This window comes from Arcicella aurantiaca, from assembly GCF_003148625.1.
GTDB lineage: Bacteria > Bacteroidota > Bacteroidia > Cytophagales > Spirosomataceae > Arcicella > Arcicella aurantiaca.
The window spans coordinates 79964-103472 of sequence record NZ_QGGO01000015.1; the positions used below are offsets into that span (position 1 = coordinate 79964).

The window sequence follows — 23509 nt, forward strand, 5'->3', positions numbered from 1 at the left end:
GAACTTCCCGAAAGTTTAACCCACAATGGAATTGTTTCGGGAAGTTGAAATAACTTATTAAACAGTGTACTTAATTTCACCTTAGCCTTTATAAAAAACCCATTTTGAGATTTCTTTCCAAGATGGCTTTTTACCGTACATTAAAATACCTACACGATATACTTTTCCAGCTAACCAAGTTGTTCCTAAAAAACCAAGAATGAGCAAGGTTAAAGAGAGTGCAATTTGCCAATTGGGAACGCCAAATGGTAAGCGAACCATCATGTCAATTGGTGATGTAAGTGGAAACATAGATGCCCAAAATGCCAACTGACTATCTGGTTCTTGGATAATTACTTGTCCTAAAACAAAAGATAAAATAATGGGAATGGTGACGGGAAACATGAATTGCTGAGCCTCGGATGCGTTTTCTACGGCTGAACCAATCGCTGCAAATAGCGAGCTATAAATCATGTAGCCACCAATATAAAACATTAAGAAACAGAAAATCAATTTTGCTAATGAGATATTTTCTACTGTTTGGGAAATACCCGAAAGTGGATTTTTTTCTTTAAAGTCTTTTTTGAACTTTGTAATTTCTTCCTGCGACTTTCCTGTTTTCTGCATGGTTTGTACTTTCTCCTCAATCTTGCCCGACATTAATTTGGTCGTTGCCGTCGAAGCCGTGAAAGTCAGAATACCCCAAAGAAGAAACTGCGTAATACCCACCAAACCAACGCCAATAATTTTGCCCATCATCAACTGAAATGGTCTTACCGACGAAATCATTACTTCAATAATACGGTTGCTTTTCTCTTCAATAACACCATTCATTACTTGAGAACCGTACAAAAGTGCCGAAATATAAAGAATCATTCCGAAAACTCCTGCCAAAATCATTGCTCCGATAGAATTGCTACTTTGTTCTTTTCCATCTTCCTGCAAAGTATAAGTTTCAGCATTGACACTAACTTTATTATCTTCCAAAACTTTTAAGTCAATATTGGCTTTTTCAAGTTTAATATTGCGTAATTCACTTTGAATTGCCCCTTGAATATCCATTTGAGTACCCATTCCAATACTCTTTTTACCAACCATTTTTACCCCATTGGGGTCTGAAATAATATCTTTCGGAATGTTTACCAAAATATCTGCATCACTTTTCAAAAGCCCTTTTTTAGCTTGTGCAAAAGGTTGATTAATAAATTGATACACAATGTCTTTATCAGACTTTATTCTATTTTTAAACATCCCGCTTTCATCAACAATTTCAACGGTTTTGGTATCATTAGAATTAAGAATAAAATAAAGCGGAATTGCATAAACACCTGCTATCAAAAATGGTACAACGATAGAGGCAATCCAGAATGATTTTTTACGTACCCGTGTAAGGTATTCTCTTTGTATAATTAGTAATATTTTGTTCATGGTTATAGCCCGATGTTTCGACATCGGATAAAATGTTTATGACCAATTTAGAAGCGTCAATTTATAATAAGGCATTGGCTTCTCCGCCAACAACTTTAATGAAAATATCGTTAAAAGAAGGAATATTCTCATTAAATGCTTTCAACTCTACTTGTTGAATCAAATTCCCAATCAATTGATTTACAGGCAATTCATTGATATTTCGAATATGAGCTTTCGTAATTCCGTCTTCTAAAGGATAGGTATCTAAAAGTTCAAAAACTCCCTCTGTATTGGTTAAATTTCCAGTAAATTCTACGGTATAAGAATTGTCTTTGAAACGATTTTTCACTTCTTTTTTTGCACCATGAAGCACTACTTGCGACTTGTTTATGAGAGCAATATGGTCGCAAAGTTCTTCTACCGATTCCATTCTGTGAGTAGAAAAAATAATGGTTGTGCCACGTTCTTTCAACTCCAAAATTTCGTCTTTCAACAAATTAGCATTGATAGGGTCAAAACCAGAAAAAGGTTCATCTAAAATTATCAGTTTAGGTTCATGAACGATGGTTGCGATAAACTGTGTTTTTTGTTGCATACCTTTTGAAAGGTCTTCCACATTTTTATCCCACCAATCTTTAATATTGAACTTAATAAACCACTTTTTTAGCTTTTCAAGAGCTTCGGCTTTGTTCATTCCTTTGAGCTGAGCAAGATACAAAAGTTGTTCGCCTACTTTCATTTTCTTGTAAAGCCCACGTTCTTCGGGTAAATACCCGATGTCTTCAATGTGTTTGGGTTGTAGTTTTTCACCAGCCAAGATAATTTGTCCTTCGTCGGGAGCTGTAATTTGATTGATGATACGGATAAGAGAGGTTTTGCCAGCACCATTTGGACCTAACAGTCCAAAAATTGAACCCTGAGGAACTTCAATACTGACATCATTGAGTGCAGTATGCCCAGCGTATTTTTTCACAACGTGCTGAGCTTCTAAAATATTGGACATAATTTAAAGGTTTTGGTTTATGTAACCTCTGAGCGTATGCGAGTTACATTTCGCTACAAAACAAAAAGAGTTTGTCAAAAATGATATTTATTTTTGACAAACTCTCTATTTGATTGATAATCGGTAGTTTTTTATGCTTTCGTTTCTTCTGCAGTTGCAACTTTAGCTGTTTCGGCAGTTTTTTTAGCAGATGTCGCTTTCGGAGCTACTACTTTTGGCGTTTCTTCTGCTCTGTCATTAGTAACAATTGCAATTTTAGCATCTAAAGCTGCTTTTTCTGTGGCTTTTTCTTTTGCTTTTGCTACTTTTTTAGCTTTTTCAGCAGCTTTTTTTAATGCTTTTTTAGCATCTTTTTCCTGCACATCTGCTTCATCTTTCTGTAATTTTGCAAATTTCTTTACAATATCTTTCGATGCTTCATCAACTGCTTTAACTAATTTCTTAGCACTTTTAGCATTTAAGCCATGTAATTTTCCTAAAACTACAGATGATATTTCGTTGGCGAGGCTCTTGTTATCTGATTTCATATCGAGGATTAATTTAATATTAACAAATTGTTATGTTTATGCAACGAAAGTATGAAGAAGCATTTACTCTAAAAAATTTTTCGTGTTAAGTTTTCAATAAGAATGAGGAAAGTCAGGGAAATGAGGGGATGAGGATTTGAGTTTATGAGGATATGAGTGATGAGTCTATGAGTCTATGAGTCTATGAGTCTATGAGTCTATGAGTATGTGAGGATATGAGTGATGAGTATATGAGTCTATGAGTATTTGAGTGATGAGGATATGAGTATATGAGTATATGAGTGATGAGTATATGAGGATATGAGTGATGAGTATATGAGGATATGAGTGATGAGTATATGAGTATATGAGTATATGAGTGATGACCTCCTCCATCACCCCTTAATCCTTAATCCATAAACTCAAATCCTCACATACTCAAATCATCAAATCATCACATACTCAAATCATCACATACTCAAATCCTCATAGACTCACATACTCAAATCTTCAAATACTCAAATCATCAAATACTCAAATCATCAAATCCTCATAGACTCACATCCTCCCTAAAACCTTACTCACAAAATCCCAAGAAACGACACCTGCCGTTACCGAAATATTTAATGAATGCTTTGTGCCATATTGAGGAATTTCTAAACAAAAATCTGATTGCTCAACTACACTTTGATTTACGCCAAAAACCTCATTCCCAAATACAAAAGCATATTTTTTATTAGCTTCGGGCTGAAAATCAAGTAATGAAACGCTATTTTCTACCTGTTCAACGGCTGCGACAGTATAACCTTCTGATTGTAAGTTTTTCACTAATTGTAAAACATCTTCAACGTGTTCCCAAGCTACGGTTTCGTCTGCTCCGAGTGCCGTTTTTTGAATTTCTCGATGTGGTGGCGTTGCCGTAATTCCACACAAATACACTTTTTCAACCTTAAAAGCATCACTCGTTCTGAAAACTGAACCGATATTATTCATACTTCGTATATCATCTAAAACAAGTACATAAGGAAATTTATCCGATTCTTTAAACTCTTCAACTGAAAGACGATTCAATTCGTCCATTGATAATTTTTTCATTTATATTTAATTTATCTAATTCCTAAATTTCGCATTTCTTCCATCGTTTTATTTTGCCATTTCTGCTGACTAAAAGTATTTATGCTATGGTTGCTTTCATCATCATATTCTTTCTGAACACGATTCATTTCTCGGTACATTTCGATAAATAGCATTTGTAGTTCGCTATCATAATTATCGACCGTAAGAATTTGTTTTGCCTTCTCTTTAAAGCGTTCAGCGATAAGTTTTGTCAAATCAAAATGCAGTTGTTCATGAGCTATACTATAATCAGAAAGGCTCGTGGAAGAAGTCCAAGAAGCACTTTTCAACATATACACTTTCATTTGCAAATCTATGGTCAATATTCCGTCTTCCAATTTCAGCGGGGCAGAATACTCAAAATTATTAAATATTTGGGCTGAATATTTGGTACTTTTAGGCATTTGACCTTTAAAATCACTCCAAGTCATTTTTCGGTTTGGCGACCAAAATATGGTATCTCCTTTTTCAGGATTATCCAATAAATAATCTGGCTTAACAACCAAATTAATAGATTTTATCAGTTTGGGATTTTTATCATAATTTTCCTCCATCCATTCATCAAAATAATTAACGGATTTTTCGAGGACTTTACTCAACAAAATTTCATAATTATTGTATTCACCCAATGAACGAGTGTAAGTAATTGCCGTTTGGAAATCTGTCAATTCAACCTCCGTAGTATCTCTAATAAAACTATACGCAATTTTAATTTTACATTTCCCCTTAATTTTTGAATTATCCAGATTTTCATCAACAAATAACTCTTTGATTTTAAATACAATCGAATATTCATTGGCATTTTTGAAAAAGGCTTTTGATAAATAAGATTGAATCGTTTTTACGGTACCTCCGCTCAATTTCAACTGCTTTTCAAGTTGATTAGCTCCATAAACCTCTCCTATTTTGGTTCTATCTTTTCGTTCATCAATAATTTTAGAGAAATAAAAATGGTTGGGTCTATGTCTTACAGATTCGTACTTCAGTGAAATCCATTTATCGGAATATTGACCCAATACATTTACAGAATGATAGAAAAAAATAGATAGAAAAAACAAAACAAGCTTGGAATTTTTACATTTATTCATATCTTAGTGTAATTTATAACAATTGAGTGTGTTAAATATAAAATTGAACATTATCCTTTAATTCTTAAATCAAAAACTATGTCAGCATCACAACAAAGTCACCAAGACAATAACGAACTTACTACTTTTCAACTTGTTGCTTTATTTTGCGTATTTGCATTTATTCTCATTTGGTTAGGCGATACATTTACGGCAATTGTAGGCATCCTTGGCGAAATTATCATATTTGCCGTTGCATACAACGAAAAACATAAATTAGTGGATTGATTTACAATAAGCGATAAGTGATTTGCGACAAGCGAAAAACATAAATCACTAATAAACAAACAGTTAACGTTTTATAAATTATTAGTAGCCAATAGCTAAAATTATTTATAGTAGAAAATAAACTAATAAAAAAGTGAGCTAAATAGACAAATTATTTGGCTCACTTTTTTTATTGACCAACATCTGAATTTAAATTGAAGCATACAGCTTTTTAGAATTTATTGATTTTATTTTGTTAATTCGCACCGATGAAAAACTAACAAAACCTCCTTATGCCTTACGATATAACCATGTGCGGGGGCGGTGATTGCCCAATAAAAAAGCTTTGCTACCGTTATACTGCCGAAATTGAAGGGCGACAAGATTTTTTCGGAAATATTCCTTTTGATTTTGCCTTAAATAATTGTGAGCATTTCTGGAAAGATGCCCAAATTGATGCCAAAATTCGTTTGAGAGCTTACCAAATTTGGGAATCATCAGGACGAAACTCTCAGACTGATTCAGTGGCTCATTGGCAACAAGCAGAACGGGAGTTTTTGGATTCAGAATAAATCTTTCGCTAAGTTAAAAACATTAAATTTTATCATATATCATGTTAAAAAACATAACCTTATTCATTGCTATTTTATTAACTCAAACGCTTCAAGCTCAAATAAAAGGCGTTTCTTTTGTAAAAACAGGACTTAAAAGTGCATTTGAAATTGCCAAGAAACAAAATAAACCCGTTTTTATAGAAATCTACGCAAATGGTTGTCCCCACTGTGAAAACTTCAAGAAAACGTTTGATAGCAATCCGAAAGTAGCAGCGTATTATAACCAACGTTTTGTGTCGTACCAAGTAGAGGTTAACTCTCCAGAGGGGCGTGCTTTACGTCAAAAACACAATATTTATGTGGTGGCAACGCCAACAATGACGTTTTGGGATAAAGACGAAAATCTGCTTCACATTCAACCTGCGGGCGACGAACAGAACAACGAAGCATATCTAAAAACAATGGCTGACCGTGCCGTTGACCCTACCAAAAATACGGCTTCATACAAAGGATATTTTGAGCAAGGTGTTCAAGAAGACAATTTTTTGATTGAATATGGCTATATGTGCCGTATGATTTGTGATACAACGCACAACATTGCAGCCATGAATGCTTATGCAATAAAACAAGAAGCAGCAGGATTCAGTAATCCAAGTAATTTTTTGGTATTACAAAAAGTGGTCATCGACGACGAGAATCCACTATTCAAACACGTAGTAAATAATTTGGAAAGTTATTATGCCAAATACGGTAAAAAAGACGTGGTTTCTACCGTAGAAAATATCGTAATGTACAGTTTGTATTGTAGTCGTGCCAGCAATTATTCTTTAGAAAAACTGGCAACAATGAAGGAGAATTTACGTAAAATTGGCGTTGATAAACAATCTATTGCAGGACGCTTTTTATTGATTGAAACTCGTGCCTTATTCAAAGCAAATCAGCCCGAAAAAGCCATTGATTTAATTGATGAATTTTATAAAGCTGTGAAAAATATCGACAAAAAAGATGCTGAATTTATTGAAAAATATGTGCGTGGATATGTACAAGACAATACACAATTGAGCAAAATTAATTGGATATTTAAAAAATAAAGGTTTTTCTACAATTTATAGTTGAACCAACACAAATTGAGTTTATTCCTCAAGGAGTAAAGCAATTAATTTATTGATATTTAACACTTTACACAAACCAATAAACCAATTAACCAGTAACTAATTTCCAATAACTACTTAAAATATGAAACTTTGGGGTATAGATTTAGGCGGAACAAAAATTGAATGTGCCGTATTAGACAATGAAAATAATTTATCAGTAATTGCCAGAAAACGTTTACCAACTGAGGCTGACCAAGGTTATGAACACATCATTAGCCAAATTGTAAAATTGGTAAATTTAGTTTCAGAAGAATTAGGCGAAAAACCTGCTAAAATAGGTTTTGCCACACCGGGTGTTCTCGACCCTGAAACGCAAACCATGAAAAATTGCAATACGGTTTGTATGAATGGGAATCCGATGCACAAAGATTTAGAAGAAGCATTGGGTATTCCTGTAAAAATTGCCAACGATGCCAACAGTTTTGCTTTGGCAGAAGCATTGATGGGTGCAGGTAAAAATTATCCAAATGCTGAGTTAGTTTTTGGCGTAATTATGGGAACGGGCGTTGGTGGAGGTTTAGTTGTTCACGGAAAAGTAATTGGTGGACATCATGGAATCGGTGGCGAATGGGGACATAATATTTTGGAAGAAAATGGCGACGCTTGTTATTGTGGGAAATCAGGTTGTGCCGAGAAAGTAATTTCTGGAAGTGGTTTAGAAAATTTCTACGAAAAACAAACAGGTACTCGCTTAAAATTGAAAGAGATTTTAGAAAGATACGAAGCCAAATCTGACGTTTATGCAGAAGCAACCATAGACAGAATGTTGGAATATTACGGTCGTGGGATTTCAACTTTAATTAATGTGCTTGACCCAGATTTAATTGTGATTGGTGGTGGCGTTGGCAATATTGATTTGCTTTATACTGAAGGTTATGAGCGTATTAAAAAATACATTTTCAATAATAAAAAAGTAACTACGCCAATCGTAAAACCGCTTTTAGGGGACAGTGCAGGCGTTTTTGGAGCTGCGTTGTTGTAGTAGTAACACAGACTTTAGTCTGTTTACATGAACAGACTAAAGTCTGTGTTACTCTATTTCCGAAACACAATTGCTTTGACAGGCTCAATTCTGGTGATAACAAAAGTTGGAATCACTAAGACTAAAATCACTAATGAAACCGTAGCGAGATTGAGCAAGAAAATTACTCGCCAATCTAACATAATCGGAACGGTATTCATGTAATAATTAGCGGCATCCAAAGGAATGATTTTATAATATTTTTGAAGTAAACAAATACCAATTCCTAAGATATTTCCATAAGCTAATCCTCTGAAAATCATTGAAAATCCACTCCACAAAAAGACTTTTCTGATTTGCCAATCACTTCCTCCCAAAGCCTTCAAAACACCAATCATGGGCGTGCGTTCGAGCATCAAAACCAAGAGAATCGAAATCATATTGAAGCAAGCAACGAATAAAATCAAAGTTAAGAAAATGACCATGTTTCTATCCAACATTCCGAGCCAATCAAACAAACCCATAAACGTATCTGTGATTTTCTCCAACTTCATATCGGGCTGTAATTTATCTTGAATGACTTTAGCCGAAGCATTTAATTGGTCAAAATCTCTTACATAAATTTCATAACTTCCAACAGAATCCACTCCCCAACCGTTTATTCGTTGAATCAAACCCATATCGCCAATAATTAGATTTTTATCAAACTCCTCCAAACTGGTTTCATAAATGCCTTTTACATTCAATTTTCGGGGACGGTCAGGAGCATTCAAGAAATAAATAATCGGGGAATCTCCTACTTTCAGTTGTAGTTTATTGGCTATAATTTTACTTATCAAAATGTCTTTTGAATAAGTTGTATCTGAAAAAGAAATTTGTTGTCCTTCAATAATATTAGGCTGAAAACGCTCAAAATCGAAATCTTTACTAATACCTTTCATCACAACGCCCAAAATATCCTGACGAGTTTTTAGAATCCCTGCTTTTTGAATAACAGTCTGTAAATGAACTATATCAGGGATATTTTTATAATTTCTGAATAAATCTGTTTGCTTCGTAATCGGGTATTCTTCGTAAGATTCGTTGGCAGAAAATTTCGCTACTTTAATATGCCCAGAAAGACTAAATAACTTCTGATTAATGGCATCTTTAAAGCCAAACAAAACGGCAAAAGCAAGAATCATCACCGCTAATCCGACCGCAATACTACCCACGCCAATTTTGGTAACAGTACCCGAAAAAGAGGAAGTTTTAGTATTTTGAATACGTTGAGAAATGAAATAGGGAAAATTCATGCGGTATTTTGTAAATTTGTTTTATCGTACAAATGACGTTTATTTCATGTAAAAATCAAAAAGATGCTTAAAGATAAATATATTAACCCTTTCGATTTTTCAAAACAAGAATTTGAACAATATGAGAGCAGCTTAAAATATTATCGAGATTTAACCAATGTAACAAACACTGCTTATTTAGAGGGAGAAAAGAAAGGGAAAGAAGAAGGAAGAGAAGAAGGAAGAGAAGAAGGAATAATAGAGGGAATGAAGTTGAAAAATATTGAAATTGCCCAAAAAGCAATTTCTGAAAATGTACCTGTGAATATTATTGCTATTTTAACAGGGCTTTCAGATGATGAAATAATCAAACTAAAAAATAATCTATGAAATTTCAAAGCATCAAAAACATTATCATCGCTTTCGTGTGCTTTATGGCTTCTGCCTGTGCATCGAGCCAAACTGAAACTAATAAAACCCTTAAAACTGGAGCAGAGCAAACCAATCTTTATGTTGCTAATTTAAAAGGAAAAACGGTTGCTTTGGTTGTCAATCATACTTCTACAATTGGCAAAACACATTTAGCAGATTCTCTAATTTCTTTAGGCGTAAAAATTAAAACAATTTTTGCACCAGAACACGGTTTTAGAGGAACGGCAGATGCAGGAGAACACGTAAAAAATGGCATTGATAAAAAAACAGGATTACCGATTGTTTCTTTGTATGGCTCAAACAAAAAGCCTTCTGCGGCTCAACTGGATGGTATTGACGTAATAATTTTTGACATTCAAGACGTTGGAGCGAGATTTTACACATACACTTCTACCATGCACTATGTAATGGAAGCCTGTGCGGAACAATCGAAAGAATTATTGATTTTAGATCGCCCAAATCCAAATGGACACTATGTTGATGGAGAGGTTTTGAACAAAAAATTTGCTTCATTTGTGGGTTTAAATACTATTCCAGTTGTACACGGTTGTACAGTTGGCGAATTGGCTCAAATGATAAATGGCGAAGGCTGGTTAGGGGGCAACAAAAAATGTAACTTAAAGGTTATCAAGTGTTTAAACTACAAACATTCAACGCCTTACTCCCCTCCTATTGCTCCATCGCCAAATTTACCAAACTTACAATCTATGCTTTTGTATCCATCAATTTGCTTTTTTGAAGGTACAGTAGTGAGTGTTGGTCGTGGAACAGATAAACAATTTCAAGTAATTGGTTCGCCAAATCCTAAAAACGGGAACTTTACTTTTACACCCGAAGATAAACCTGGAGCAAATAATCCTCCGCAAGAAGGAAAATTATGTTATGGCTTAGACTTATCAAAAATCAATGCTCAAAGCACTGAAATTAACTTAAAATATCTGGTTGATTTTTACAATAAATCAGAAGATAAAGCAAAGTTCTTTAGTAATATTTCATCTTTTGATAGATTAGCAGGGAGTGATTCTTTACGCAAACAAATCATTGCAGGGGTTTCGGAACAACAAATTAGAACTTCTTGGAAAAATGATTTAGATAAATACAAAGCTATTCGCAAAAAATACTTGATTTATGAATAACTAACAATAAATCAACAACTTACAGAAAGAAAATAACACAATTTCATTTTGAAACTTATTCGTTTTTTTACAAAAATATTACTCATTGCCATTGTTCCTTTATTAGCAATTGATGGACTTCGAAAGGCGGACTTAGCACTTGACCCACGTTCTGGAAACGCTTATTTGGCTACTTTCATTGATAAAATGCACTTGCTTGATTCTGTGCCTTCGCCACGACTTATATTAATGAGTGGCTCAAGCATGGCTTTTGGCGTAGATAGCGATTTATTGTCAAAAGAATTAGAAATTCCAGTTGTAAATGCCGCCTTACACTTCAATTTGGGCAGTAAATTTATGATGGAGCAACTCAAATCAACTGTAAAAAAAGGCGATATTGTGCTGATTACCTTAGAATATATTACCACTTCACAAGGTCAGCATGAAGAGCAATTGATTGTTTCAGACTTTTATCCTTCCGCAAAAAAATGGGTTCATTTCAATTCAATTTCCAATGAAATTGGGGCTTATACTACCCACAGACTTTCTGATTGTCGTTTATTAATCGGTGAATTTTGGGCAGGAACTCGAAGCAAACCTATCAGCATTGAAGATACAACTTCTGTATTTTTCAGAAAATGTTTTGATAAAAATGGTGATTTGATTGGGCATTTAAACAATGCTCAGCCTACTTTTATTAACCCAGAATTATCAACTGCCACAGATTTTTCGGAACAAATTAAGGACTTAAACGATTTTGCAACTTTCGCAAAACAAAAAGGTGTTACCGTACTCTTTACATTTCCGAGTTATATCGAAGCAGGTTATGAAAAAAACATGGCAGTTGTTAAAAAAATTGAAAATCAATATAGAACACAGTTAAAGTTTCCAATTTTAGGAAGTCCAGAAAATTCTGTTTTAGACGATAGCTTTTTCTTTGATAATGTTTACCACTTAAATTCTCAAGGACGCAAAATTTTCACTTCCAGACTCATTCAACTATTAGAACAAGAAGGAGTATGAATAATTGATAATTGGCAATTAATAATGAACAATTATTAACTGCCAATTATCAATTGTAGATTATCAATTAAAAATTATCAACTGTCAATTATTCTCGTTTTGCTTAATTTTTCTCTTAAAATAACTTTATTAACCATTTTGGTAGTGGCAACTATCATTGGCGTTATCCATTTTAGGGGCGACCTTGAAACGAATTATTTTGCTTCAATTGCCGACAAACATAATTTTGCTCAAACAATTAAAAGTCCTAAAATTATCTTAGTGGGCGGTTCAAGTTTAGCGTTTGGAATAGACTCCGACTCCATTCAAAAAGCAATGGGAATGCCCGTCACGAATCTGGGTTTATATGCTGGTTTCGGACTTGAATTTATTCTTCGTGAAGCCCTAAAAGAAGTCAAAAGTAACGATATATTAATCCTCAGCCCAGAATATTATCTCAAAAAAGACGGAGATGATTATTCAAAAGAAATGGCGGCGTTTGCGTATCCTCCAGCTAAGGAATTTATCAATTATCCCAACTATTTTGACAGAGTGGAGAAAGAAAGTATCTTTTATGTAAGATACGCTCGCAACATGATTTTCTTTCCGAATCGTATAAAATCACCACAAATTAATGATACCATTTCTGATTATTATCGGAAAGGTTTTTCTGAAAAAGGTGATTTATTGGCTCATTTGAATAATCCACCAATCAGACCACTTGGCGATTTGGTTTCTATTCAAAATGAAGACTACTCGACTGAAATACAATTAATTAACAATTTTATTGCCGATATTAATACAAAAAAAGCAAAAGTATTTTGGTACTTCCCTGCCTTTTCTGAAACTGGTTTTCAGTCTAATAAAAAAGCTTTAAGCATTTTTGAGCAACTTATTCAAAAAGAAGTTAACTGCCACAAAATCAACCGTTTAGCTGATGACATTTACCCCGATGATTGTTTTTATGACACTCATTTTCATCTTTATAAAAATTGTAGAATTGAACGTACCCAAAAACTCATTAAGTCATTAAAGAACACTATTCATTAATATTATGCTTTTTAATTCCATCGAATTTTTAATTTTCTTCCCCATCGTTACGATTCTGTACTTTGTGCTTCCGTTTCGTTTTCGTTGGGCTTTATTATTGGCAGCGAGTTGCTATTTCTACATGGCATTCGTACCCATTTATATGCTCATTTTGGGTTTCACGATTGTTGTTGACTACTACGCAGGAATTTACATTGAACAGTCCGAAGGGAAGAAACGAAAATTCTATCTTACCCTTAGTTTAATTGCGAACATCGGAGTTTTAGCAATCTTCAAATATTACAATTTTTTAAATGATAATGTTACGTGGCTTTTGAAAGGTTTTGCTCTCGAAAACCCAATTCCATACTTGAAAATATTATTACCAATTGGTTTGTCATTCCATACGTTCCAAGCGATGTCTTACACCATTGAGGTTTATCGAGGAAATCAAAAAGCTGAACGTCATTTCGGGATTTATTCTTTGTATGTAATGTTTTATCCGCAATTGGTAGCAGGTCCAATTGAACGACCGCAAAATGTACTTCATCAATTCTACGAAAAACATAGCTTTGATTATCAACGTGTTACAGACGGATTAAAATTAATGGCATGGGGAATGTTTAAGAAAGTAGTCATTGCCGACCGTTTGGCAGTAATGGTAAATCAGGTTTATAACGACCCTTATCACCAAACAGGAATACCTTTAATTGTGGCTACTGCCTTATTTTCAATCCAGATTTTTTGTGATTTTTCGGGATATTCTGACATTGCTTTAGGCTCGGCACAAGTGATGGGATTTGAGTTAATGAAGAACTTTGACCGACCATATTATTCAAAAACAATCTCCGAATTTTGGCGACGTTGGCACATTTCACTTTCCACTTGGTTCAGAGATTATTTATATTTTACGATGGGTGGAAACCGAGTGTCAAAATGGCGAAGAGAATATAATCTTTTCATTGTTTTCTTAGTTTCGGGTATTTGGCATGGAGCAAGTTGGAACTTTGTAATTTGGGGAGCAATTCACGGTTTTTATTTAGTTTTTGCCAATCAAACGGCAACATTCAGAAATAAAATTGTAAACGCCATCGGACTACCGAAATTTCCCACACTTTATAAAATTGTTCAAGTTATTACCATTTTCTGCTTGACTTCCTTTGCTTGGATTTTCTTCCGTGCAGTTGATTTCAAATCAGCATCTTACATCGCTACGCACTTGTTTACGGGTTTAGGCGAGCAATTGCAACAAATTGGTACTAAAGCATTTATTGAGAAAAATATCTTTTTGGGACAAGGCATTACCAATTTTGCAATGATAGTTTTTGCCTTATTCGTAATGGAAGTTGTTCACTTTTTTCAACGTGGTCAAAGTCTTAGAACTGTCATTAATCAAAAACCATTATTGGTACGTTGGGTTTTGTACTACGGCATTATTTTAGCCATTTTATTTTTAGGAATGTACGACGCACCTTCACAGTTTATTTATTTTCAGTTTTAGGAAAACATCATAATATCGTATAATATATCAGAAAAATACTATAAATTATTAATACATTCGTATGCTAATTTTGTAGAAAAACCTGATATACTTAACGATGAAAAACTTGCCAATTCTTGATATTTCAATCATTGTCCTATACTTATTGGGCATGATATTGGTTGGTTTTTATTTTTCTCGTACCAACAAAAATTCAGAGCAATTCACTACCGCTTCGGGTAAAATTCCGGGCTGGGCAATTGGAGCATCTATTTATGCCACTTTTTTGAGTAGCAATACATTTTTGGGAGTCCCAGGAAAGGCTTACGGAGGCAATTGGAATGCCTTTGTCTTTAGTTTATCCATGCCTTTAGCCGCTTGGATTGCCTCAAAATCCTTCATTCCTTTTTATCGAAATACGGGCGAAGTTTCAGCTTATACCAATCTCGAAAAACGTTTTGGTACTTGGGCAAGAACTTATGCGGTCGTTTGTTTTTTATTCACTCAATTGGCTCGAATGGGGTCAATTTTCTTCGGAATTGCCCTCAGTTTACAAGCATTAACGGGTTTCTCCATGGAACTCATCATGTTAATCATGGGAGTTTGCATCATTTTCTACACGGTATTAGGCGGAATTGAGGCGGTTATTTGGACGGAAGTTGTCCAAGCAGTTGTCAAAACTTTTGGAGCTTTATTGATTTTTTATTTAATCATTGAAGAAATGCCAAACGGTATTTCAAATGTTATCGAAATTGGACAAGCTAATGATAAATTTAGTCTCGGAACATTCAAGCCAAACTTTGTAGAATCTTCTTTTTGGGTAGTGCTTTTGTACGGTTTTTTTATCAATCTCAACAACTTTGGGATGGACCAAAACTATGTTCAACGCTATCATACTACCAATTCAAACAAAAAAGCTACTCAATCTCTTTGGCTTTGTGTGTGGTTATATATTCCTGCTTCTTTGCTTTTTTTCATTATAGGTTCTTGCCTTTTTGCTTACTATCAATTACATCCAGAATTGATAGATTTACTCAAACATCAGGTTGCTTTAGAAAAACTACCCAATGGCACACCCGATGAATTAAAAGCAATTATGGCAACGCTTCAACCTGTGGATTATGGAGATAAAGTGATGCCTCATTTTATGGTGACAAAAATTCCAGCAGGATTAATGGGCTTAATAGTTTCGGCAATTTTATCGGCGGCTATGAGTACCATTAGCTCTGGAATGAATGCTTCGGCAACGGTATTTTCGGTAGATATTTATCAACGTTATTTCAAAAAAGACCTTAACGAAAAACAACATTTACGCTTGTTACATTTAGCTACGGTCGTTTTTGGTTTGCTTGGTATGGGTGCTGGTATTGCCATGATTGGCGTAAAAAGTGTTTTGGATGTTTGGTGGCAATTATCAGGCATTTTTGCGGCAGGAATGTTAGGGCTTTTTCTTTTGGGAATCATCAGTAAAAAAACGCAAAATCACGAAGCAATTTTAGCCACTATTATCGGCATTTTAGTCATTATTTGGATGACATTTTCAGTCGCTTTACCAGACGAATACGCTTATTTACGTAACCCTCTCCACAAAAATATGATTATTGTCGTTGGCACACTGACAATATTTTTAGTGGGTATCCTATTAACAAAATTCAGAAAAAGTAACTCAAAATAAGCTCACTGCTTATTGAATCTATCATGGAAAATACAACAAAAAAGGGGTTTATTCCCGTAATGCTCACGCCTTTTAAAGACAATGGAGCAATAGATTTTGACGGATTAACTCGCCTCACAGAACTTTATTTAGAAGCAGGAGCAAGTGGTTTATTTGCCAATTGTCTTTCGAGCGAAATGTTTGAATTGACTGAAAATGAACGTCTCCAAACCATCGAACATATTATAAAAACTACCAATGGAGCGGTTCCTGTGGTGGCAACAGGGACTTTTGAAGGAAGCATCGAAACTCAAGCCGATTTCATCAAAAAAGTACATAATACAGGTACACAGGCGGTTATTTTGTTAGCAGGATTGATAGCGAAAGAATCAGATTCGGATGCAGTTTTTAATGATAACGTGTTTAGTTTATTAGACAAAACAGAGAATATTCCTGTTGGCTTTTATGAATGTCCTGTACCTTATAAACGTCTATTATCGCCAGAGCAATTACAGTTATTTGTCGAGACGGGTAGAGTAATTTATCACAAAGATACTTGCTTGAATCTTGATACTATCAAGCAAAAATTAGCCGTAACTGCCAATGCTCCTGCATTTGGTTTATACGATGCTTATATGGTTCATGCGGTAGATACGTTAAAGGCAGGTTCGGCAGGGTTATCGTGTATTCAAGGCAATTATTTTCCAGAATTAATCGTCTGGTTATGTGACAATTACAACAATTCTGACTTACAAGAAGAAGTTGCTAATGTTCAAAAATTCTTGATTGAAAATATGGATGTGATGCACCATGTTTATCCAACAGTCTCTAAGTATTTCTTACAAAAAAGAGGCTTTGACATCTCAACTTTTACTCGTCGAGAAGTGGGAGTTTTTACGCCAAACATTGCAAAGCAAATTGAACAACTTTATGATTCATATACGCAATTACAGAATACTTTGGAGTTGGTGAGTTAGTTTTGTCTGAACTATGATTTGTTGGATTGGATGATTTTAGGAGTATTTATCTATCTGAACTATAATTTGTTGGATTAAATAATTTTAGGATTTTAAAAAACAGAAATCCAAAAATCTTTAAATCTAATAAATCATAGTTCTAATATTTACTACTTTGATGATGAAAGATTATTTTCAAAAAACAGAAATCCAAAAATCTTTAAATCTAATAAATCATAGTTCTAATATTTACTACTTCGATGAAAGATTATTTTCAAAAAACAGAAATCCAAAAATCTTTAAATCTAATAAATCATAGTTCAGAGAATTTACACCCCACTCTGCAATCTCTGCACCAACAAATTCACCATTCTTTTAGTCAATTCTTCTTCATTTTTCAGAAAATTTTGATATTCTTCCAAAGTAAAAACCCCTGTAATGATACCTTCAAGATAATGCTTAAATTTCATGTCTTTTCTAACGGCTTGGTCGATGTAAATGAGCTTATCTTTATCGGAAAGTTTGTAAAATGTACCTTTTCGTTTATCGCAATAGGTTTTAAAAATTTGTTTTAATAATTCATGTTGAAGCTTTAAAATTGGTCGTAAAACTTCGTTCTGAAATTTCTCTAATTCGCCTTCCGCTTCAATCTCAAAAGTTAATATTGGGCGAATGTTTTTTATGTCGGTTTCTCTATTCATTAATTTGTTATTGGTTATTGGTCACTGGTGTATTAGTTATTGGTAACTGGAAGCTTCGTATGCAATGCAAACAGTCTGTTTTTGAGAAAGTTTGTAAAGACTTTTAAATAAATACATATTAGAATGTGTAAAATCACCAATAACTATTTAACCAATAACCAATCAACCACCTTAACCAATAACTAATCAACCACCTAAAACTGTTTTAAATAGGAAACTTTAATAATGCTTTGTTGTTCATTTTGACGAGATAATTCATTGGTTTTTATACGACTTAAACCGTCATTTGACAAATACGTGCGATAATCGTCGTATCCACGTTTATTAAGAACCAAATATATGAATGAAAGCGGGCGATATTCCCAAGAAAAACGCACATTCCAAACATCAAAATTATTGATAGAATTATGCTGATAAAATCCAATCAACTGTACTCTTGGGTTTAGTGCAAATCGTCCAGAAATAGTGTATAATTGTGTACTTCCAGACTCAGACTTTAAGCCTAAACCACTATAACTATTATTAGTGATGCGTCCATCTAAAGCAATATGAGGAATTGGGGCAATCCTTATATTCGCCGAAATGGTCGTTAAATCTCCGTTGTAATATTTCCCTGTTTCTGCAATTAACGAATATGAAACCTTTTTCGACCTATCACTAAACCAAGCTCCGCTGTAACGGGTGTAATTATATTTGCCTTGTGGAATGGCAACATTGAAAAATGAAAGCGGACTACTTCCATCCGAATAATCTAATAACTGATAGTATGTATCCGTAAAAACGCCAATTCCTGCTCCGCTTTGTAAGCCAAACCAAATAGGGTTAAAATTCAGTCGTTCTTCTACTAACTTACCAGTTGTGACAGCATAGTAATTATTATAATACCCGCCCGGTTCAAAACTTCTAACAAATTTTGGCAACCATTTTCCACGATTTAACCAATAAGCTCCTATTGAATTTTCAACTACATCGGGACGAGAAACAAAGCCCATTTCTGGGTTAAAATCTTTGGTATTGATATTTTGACTTAACCAATAAATCCAATTAATTCCTTTATGCAATAATTGATAATGACCTGCAAAACCCATGTTTTGGACAGTTCCACCCGAAAACATCGCCATTGTATTAAGGTTTGTACTTTCATTTATTCTAAAAAAACCATCAGCCGAAGCAGTTGCGTTATTATGAAGTGCATCGTTTTTCCAAGTACCAATTAAGCCGATTCTGTTTTGTTTACCGATGTTTTTAGAGTAACGACCCACAAAAAAATTAGTCGCCAAATTAGCATCAACCTCACGCTGACGAACATATAAAAATCCAGAATTACTTTTTAAAGAGCGATTTACCAATCTAAATCCAACATCAATTGGAATGGGAGTTCCATTGCTATTCAAACCAATACTTCTACTAAAAAAGGGTTGGATAATTTGTTGTCCGCCAAAATTATCATCAATTGGAGAAATTCCTGCGGCAAATAAAGAGGCATTTTCCAAGAAAAATTGACGACGTTCTGGGAAAAACACAGAAAGTCGGCTCAAATTATTCACTTGTCGGTCGGCATCGGCTTGAGCAAAATCAGTATTATACGTCAAATCCATTACGGTATTTGGCGTAACTGCCCACTTAATTTCACCGCCTACTTTTACGGAAGAACCGTCCTTTTTCTCGTATAATTCTGAACCATTATAACGATTATCTGATACCAAAAAATACGGTTGAACTCTAATGTTTGTTGAAGGTGGCGGAGCTTGTAAATTTGTCAATTTGCCCGCATACTGCATTCTTGACGGTGAAAAAGCACGTGGCAAGGCTGACCAAACAGTTTGTTCATTGGTCATTCTTCGTAAACGGAAAAAGTTAATACTCCACGTTTGTAAATCTTTATTGGGCTGATAACGAAGCGTTTGCCACGGAATGGCAAATTCTGCTATCCATGCAGTGTCGGTACGAGTTGTACGCACACGCCAAAGTCCATCCCAATTGGTATCAAAAACTTGGTCATCAAAGCTCAATAAATCTCGTTGTGAGCCATACGGATTTGCCATAAAAATCATGGCATTTCGTTCGTCATTAAAACCGTCGATGGTAATACCGATTTGGTCGCTTCCTCCATAATCAAAGTCACGTTGAAGATTAGGAACACGAAGTGCTTTTTTCCCTTCGGGTTCATACATAATTGCTCCAACGTACAAATAATCAGCATTATAAAGAAGTTTAAAAACTGTTTTTTGGTTTGCAGGTTCTTTTTGTTTGGGTTCAACTTGTACAAAATCTGTAATCATTTTTGCTTGATTCCAGACAGATTCGTCCAGTTTTCCATCAACTTTTAAATGAGTGTCAATACGAGTAGCTTCAACATTTTTTTTGATTGAATCAGGCAAGAAAATATCTTGAGCAGAAATTTTAAAAGTTAACAAGAGGAAGGTTAGAAGGTAAAATTTATTCATAATTTATCGATGATTATAGTTTTGATTAACAAAGTTAACAATTTAGACAAGTCTAAAAAAAGCAAAAAACGATAAAGTAATGTTAATGGCAGAAAATTTATTGTAATATAAAAAAAATAGCATCGAAAAATTCGATGCTATCTATCTTTTTGAAAATCAGATTTTTACCAGAACACAGTATAAAGTGTTACAATTGCAACTAAAACGATAGCGGCACCAATAGCAAAACCTCTTGTAGTTTTAAACATTGAAGCGTCAATTTCTAAACCTTTGTGTTCTTCAGGCAATACAAAACTTAACACAAACATTACTGACACACAAATTACAAATACCCAACCCATACGGTCAAGGAATGGAACTTGCGTCCAATCTGTTCCCGGTAATAAGTTTAAGTGCATCGACAAAGCGATTAAGAACCCGCCCACGATAGCAAAAAATGCTCCTGCCGAGTTTGTTCTTTTCCAGAAGAAACCCATAATAAATGCCGCAAAAATACCCGGAGAAAGTAAACCTGTCATTTCTTGAATGAATTGGAAACCACCTTTTTTGTCAATACCCATGAATGGAGAAATAACAATTGCCAAAATCATTGACACGATGATAACGATTCTTCCTGTCCAAACTAATTTTTGTTCACTCATATCTTTTGCAAAATATGGTCTGAAAACATCCAAGGTAAAAATGGTAGAAATACTGTTTGCTTTACCCGCTAATGAAGCCACAACTGCCGCCGTAAGAGCTGCAAATGATAAACCTTTTAATCCCGCAGGTAATAAATTTAACAATACTGGATAAGCTCTATCTTGATTAAATTGCCCAGTTGCATCTAACATTTCTTGTTGGAACAATCCTTTTTGATATAAAGCGTAAGCCGCAATACCCGGTAGGGTTACAATAATTGGCATTAATAATTTCAAGAAAGCGGCAAATAATAAACCTTTACGAGCAGTGTCCAAATCTGCACCTAATGCACGTTGGGTAATGTATTGATTACATCCCCAATAGTTAAGGTTTACAATCCACATACCGCCAAAAAGAACTGTTAAACCTGGCAAAGCCATATAATTAGAATTTCCTTTTGGATAAATCATGTGGAAGTGGTCATCGTGATTTTGAGTCATTAATTTAAATCCATTCACTAAACCTTCCATTTCGTATTTTTCAGATACTAAATTGACTGCCAAATAAGTAGCTGCCAAACCTCCAATTACTAAGAAAAACACTTGAATAACGTCCGTAAAACCGATAACTTTCATACCACCAATAGTGATAATTACGGCAAAAACAGCTAAGAAAACCATACAAGTATAAAAATCAATACCAGAGATTCCAGAAACTGCTAACGCTCCTAAATACAAAATTGACGTTAAATTCACGGCAATGTAAAGTATCAACCAAAAAATTGCCATAATCAAACTCACCGTTTTGTTATAACGTTGACTCAAAAACTGAGGCATGGTCGAAATTTTATTTTTTAGATAAATTGGCATGAAAAACACTGCAACAACAATAAGTGTAGCCGCTGCCATCCATTCGTAAGTTGAAATACCAAGTCCCATCAAAAAACCATTTCCCGACATACCAATCATTTGTTCTGCCGAAATATTTGATGCAATCAATGATGAACCAATTGCCCACCAAGTAAGTGAACCTTCAGCTAAAAAGAAATCTTGTGTATTGGTCTCCTTTGATTTTTTCTTGTTATAAATCCAGTAGCCGTAAAATGACACCACCACGAAGTAAAATAAAAATACTCCATAGTCAAGTGCTTGTAAACCTTGTTGTTGCATGGGGTTAATGTGTTTTAAATTAGTTTTAGGGAACGATATGAAATAATTGCTTAATTTCGACTTCGAAATTACCATTTTTTTACAATTTTTTCTAATAAAATACACATTTCAATTTCTGTAAATTTTGATTTCAAAAAATTATATTTCGTTTTATCATTTCTAATCAAAATATTTTGTCGTTCTGTAAAAACTTTACAGTATATTTTATAAAATTGCTCTTGCTAATTTCAAAAACGTTCTAAAATGTTATCAATCTTAAATATCGTCTTTTGTCTAATCGGAATCGCCGCAGGTTTCGGGATTTTTTCTGTCTATAATAAATTCACTAATAAAGAAGGAATGCTCATCAAAAATGAGTCAACCGTTTTGTTAGAGAAGATAGAGAAAGTTTTTAAAATCGTTTTGGCAGAAGGACATTTCTCTGAAATTTACGACCATACTTCTGAAAAAGAAGTCTTATTTGGCTTGCATACACTCAACAAAAAAGCCCTAATTGTAGCAAAAGCGAAGGTTTTGGTAGGATTTGACTTTGCAAAAGTGAAAGTGCGTTGGGAAGAAGGTTCTCGTAAAATGATTATTGAAGAGTTTCCAGAACCTGAAATTCTGAGTACCGATTCGGACTATAAGTTTTATGACATCGACCAAGGACTTTTTAATAAGTTCAAAAATGAAGAATATACTGCCCTCCTCGCCGATGCAAAACAGACAATGCAAAACAAAGCAATTGCCAGTGAATTACCCAAAATTGCCAAGAAACAAGCGGTGGTAATGCTTACGCAAATGGCAAGCTCAATGGGTTGGGATATTGATTTTCGTTTACCTTCGGCTGAACAAAAATTGTTAGAATTGTAACCCGATGCTGGGCGGCACTCCGCTTCCGCATCGGATAATAATAATAAGACTACATAATTTAAAAAGTATTTACACAATGCCGATGCGGAAGCATCGGGCTACATTTATGATGAAACTTGAATTTAAACCGTTCTACGAGAGAAATCTGCCTCATTTTCAGAAAAATGATGTTTATTATTTCATTACCATGCGATTGAGTGGTAGTTTACCTCTTGAGGTTATTTTGCAACTCCAAAAAGAGCAAAGAGAGAGATTAAATGAGATTTCAGAGCTATCTGATAAATCGTATGTTGAAAAACGACAATTAGTAGATGAACAACATCGACGATATTTTGGAAAATTTGACAAGCTTCTTGATAACCCTAAATCTGGTCCAACTTGGCTAATTCTTCCTGCCATTGCCAAATTAGTTAAACATTCTATCCATTTTTATGATGACAAAAAGTATGAGCTTCTGTGCTATACCATTATGTCAAATCATGTTCATCTTGTTTTCAGAATTTTGCAAGAAGATTATCCTTTGCACCAAATCCTGAAGTTTTTAAAGGGATATTCTGGCAAAAAAGCAAATGAAATTTTGCGAAGAAACGGAGAGTTTTGGCAACACGAAAGCTACGATAGAATTGTGAGAGATGGTAAAGAGTGCGAAAGAATTATTACTTATATTTTGAACAATCCAGTGAAAATTGGTTTAGTTGAAAAATGGCAAGATTATGAATATTCTTATGTAAATGAAAAGTATTATTTGTAACCCGATGCT

General features: G+C 34.3%; 22 protein-coding genes. 13 read left to right on the top strand and 9 right to left on the bottom strand.

Annotation, left to right across the window (positions count from 1 at the left end; genetic code table 11):
• Positions 1 to 81: 81 nt before the first annotated feature.
• From LV89_RS14690 to LV89_RS14710, 5 genes are all read right to left on the bottom strand, one after another.
• A complete protein-coding gene (locus LV89_RS14690) occupies positions 82 to 1407 on the bottom strand; it encodes an ABC transporter permease (RefSeq protein WP_109743669.1) in 1326 nt (441 codons plus the stop codon).
• Positions 1408 to 1468: 61 nt separating this feature from the next.
• A complete protein-coding gene (locus tag LV89_RS14695) occupies positions 1469 to 2392 on the bottom strand; it encodes an ABC transporter ATP-binding protein (protein ID WP_109743670.1) in 924 nt (307 codons plus the stop codon).
• A 131-nt stretch (positions 2393 to 2523) separates the two neighbouring features.
• A complete protein-coding gene (locus LV89_RS14700; protein ID WP_109743671.1) occupies positions 2524 to 2919 on the bottom strand; it encodes a hypothetical protein in 396 nt (131 codons plus the stop codon).
• Between the two features lie 537 nt (positions 2920 to 3456).
• Positions 3457 to 3993, bottom strand: a complete 537-nt coding sequence (locus tag LV89_RS14705; RefSeq protein ID WP_109743672.1) for an RNA methyltransferase — start codon at positions 3991 to 3993, stop codon at positions 3457 to 3459.
• An 11-nt stretch (positions 3994 to 4004) separates the two neighbouring features.
• A complete protein-coding gene (locus tag LV89_RS14710; RefSeq protein ID WP_146199167.1) occupies positions 4005 to 5102 on the bottom strand; it encodes a hypothetical protein in 1098 nt (365 codons plus the stop codon).
• A gap of 78 nt (positions 5103 to 5180) precedes the next feature.
• Here LV89_RS14710 and LV89_RS14715 point away from each other — a divergent pair, with 78 nt between their 5' ends.
• The 4 genes from LV89_RS14715 to LV89_RS14730 all read left to right on the top strand — a co-directional run bounded on the left by LV89_RS14715 (position 5181) and on the right by LV89_RS14730 (position 8038).
• Positions 5181 to 5369: a hypothetical protein gene (locus tag LV89_RS14715; RefSeq protein ID WP_109743674.1), complete on the top strand. Its 189-nt coding sequence runs from the start codon at positions 5181 to 5183 to the stop codon at positions 5367 to 5369.
• Between the two features lie 272 nt (positions 5370 to 5641).
• Positions 5642 to 5920: a DUF2934 domain-containing protein gene (locus tag LV89_RS14720; RefSeq protein WP_109743675.1), complete on the top strand. Its 279-nt coding sequence runs from the start codon at positions 5642 to 5644 to the stop codon at positions 5918 to 5920.
• A gap of 41 nt (positions 5921 to 5961) precedes the next feature.
• Positions 5962 to 6993 (top strand): thioredoxin family protein, encoded by a 1032-nt coding sequence (locus tag LV89_RS14725; RefSeq protein ID WP_109743676.1) that lies wholly within the window; start codon positions 5962 to 5964, stop codon positions 6991 to 6993.
• A gap of 145 nt (positions 6994 to 7138) precedes the next feature.
• Positions 7139 to 8038, top strand: a complete 900-nt coding sequence (locus tag LV89_RS14730; RefSeq protein ID WP_109743677.1) for an ROK family protein — start codon at positions 7139 to 7141, stop codon at positions 8036 to 8038.
• Between the two features lie 53 nt (positions 8039 to 8091).
• On the opposite strand, the gene LV89_RS14735 is transcribed toward LV89_RS14730, so the two are convergent.
• A complete protein-coding gene (locus LV89_RS14735; protein WP_109743678.1) occupies positions 8092 to 9312 on the bottom strand; it encodes an ABC transporter permease in 1221 nt (406 codons plus the stop codon).
• Positions 9313 to 9375: 63 nt separating this feature from the next.
• Between LV89_RS14735 and LV89_RS14740 the strand changes: the two genes are divergently transcribed.
• From LV89_RS14740 to LV89_RS14770, 7 genes are all read left to right on the top strand, one after another.
• Positions 9376 to 9681 carry a hypothetical protein gene (locus LV89_RS14740; RefSeq protein ID WP_109743679.1) on the top strand — a complete coding sequence of 102 codons (306 nt, stop codon included), beginning with the start codon at positions 9376 to 9378 and terminating at the stop codon, positions 9679 to 9681.
• Positions 9678 to 10859, top strand: a complete 1182-nt coding sequence (locus tag LV89_RS14745) for an exo-beta-N-acetylmuramidase NamZ family protein (protein WP_109743680.1) — start codon at positions 9678 to 9680, stop codon at positions 10857 to 10859. The genes LV89_RS14740 and LV89_RS14745 overlap by 4 nt, the downstream gene beginning before the upstream one ends.
• 48 nt (positions 10860 to 10907) lie before the next feature.
• Positions 10908 to 11861 (top strand): hypothetical protein, encoded by a 954-nt coding sequence (locus LV89_RS14750; RefSeq protein ID WP_109743681.1) that lies wholly within the window; start codon positions 10908 to 10910, stop codon positions 11859 to 11861.
• Positions 11862 to 12005: 144 nt separating this feature from the next.
• Complete coding sequence (locus LV89_RS14755) at positions 12006 to 12890, top strand: hypothetical protein (RefSeq protein ID WP_146199168.1); 885 nt, start codon at positions 12006 to 12008, stop codon at positions 12888 to 12890.
• 4 nt (positions 12891 to 12894) lie between these two features.
• Positions 12895 to 14370 (top strand): MBOAT family O-acyltransferase, encoded by a 1476-nt coding sequence (locus LV89_RS14760; protein WP_109743683.1) that lies wholly within the window; start codon positions 12895 to 12897, stop codon positions 14368 to 14370.
• Positions 14371 to 14467: 97 nt separating this feature from the next.
• Entirely contained in the window at positions 14468 to 16024 is a 1557-nt protein-coding gene (locus LV89_RS14765; RefSeq protein WP_109743684.1) for a sodium:solute symporter family protein, read from the top strand.
• A 23-nt stretch (positions 16025 to 16047) separates the two neighbouring features.
• On the top strand, positions 16048 to 16980 hold the full coding sequence (locus LV89_RS14770) for a dihydrodipicolinate synthase family protein (protein WP_109743685.1): 933 nt from the start codon (positions 16048 to 16050) through the stop codon (positions 16978 to 16980).
• Positions 16981 to 17288: 308 nt separating this feature from the next.
• Here the strand turns inward: LV89_RS14770 and LV89_RS14775 are convergent, their stop codons facing one another.
• The 3 genes from LV89_RS14775 to LV89_RS14785 form a co-directional block, all read right to left on the bottom strand.
• A complete protein-coding gene (locus LV89_RS14775) occupies positions 17289 to 17660 on the bottom strand; it encodes a glyoxalase (RefSeq protein ID WP_109743686.1) in 372 nt (123 codons plus the stop codon).
• 194 nt (positions 17661 to 17854) lie between these two features.
• Positions 17855 to 20107 (bottom strand): carbohydrate binding family 9 domain-containing protein, encoded by a 2253-nt coding sequence (locus tag LV89_RS14780; RefSeq protein WP_109743687.1) that lies wholly within the window; start codon positions 20105 to 20107, stop codon positions 17855 to 17857.
• Positions 20108 to 20271: 164 nt separating this feature from the next.
• Entirely contained in the window at positions 20272 to 21897 is a 1626-nt protein-coding gene (locus LV89_RS14785; RefSeq protein ID WP_109743729.1) for a sodium:solute symporter family transporter, read from the bottom strand.
• Positions 21898 to 22140: 243 nt separating this feature from the next.
• On the opposite strand from LV89_RS14785, the gene LV89_RS14790 reads away from it, so the two are divergent.
• Positions 22141 to 22749: a DUF4230 domain-containing protein gene (locus LV89_RS14790; protein WP_109743688.1), complete on the top strand. Its 609-nt coding sequence runs from the start codon at positions 22141 to 22143 to the stop codon at positions 22747 to 22749.
• A gap of 106 nt (positions 22750 to 22855) precedes the next feature.
• The gene (locus tag LV89_RS14795) at positions 22856 to 23500 is read left to right on the top strand and encodes a transposase (protein WP_158279591.1); all 645 of its coding nucleotides are present in this window, start codon (positions 22856 to 22858) and stop codon (positions 23498 to 23500) included.
• Positions 23501 to 23509: the final 9 nt, after the last annotated feature.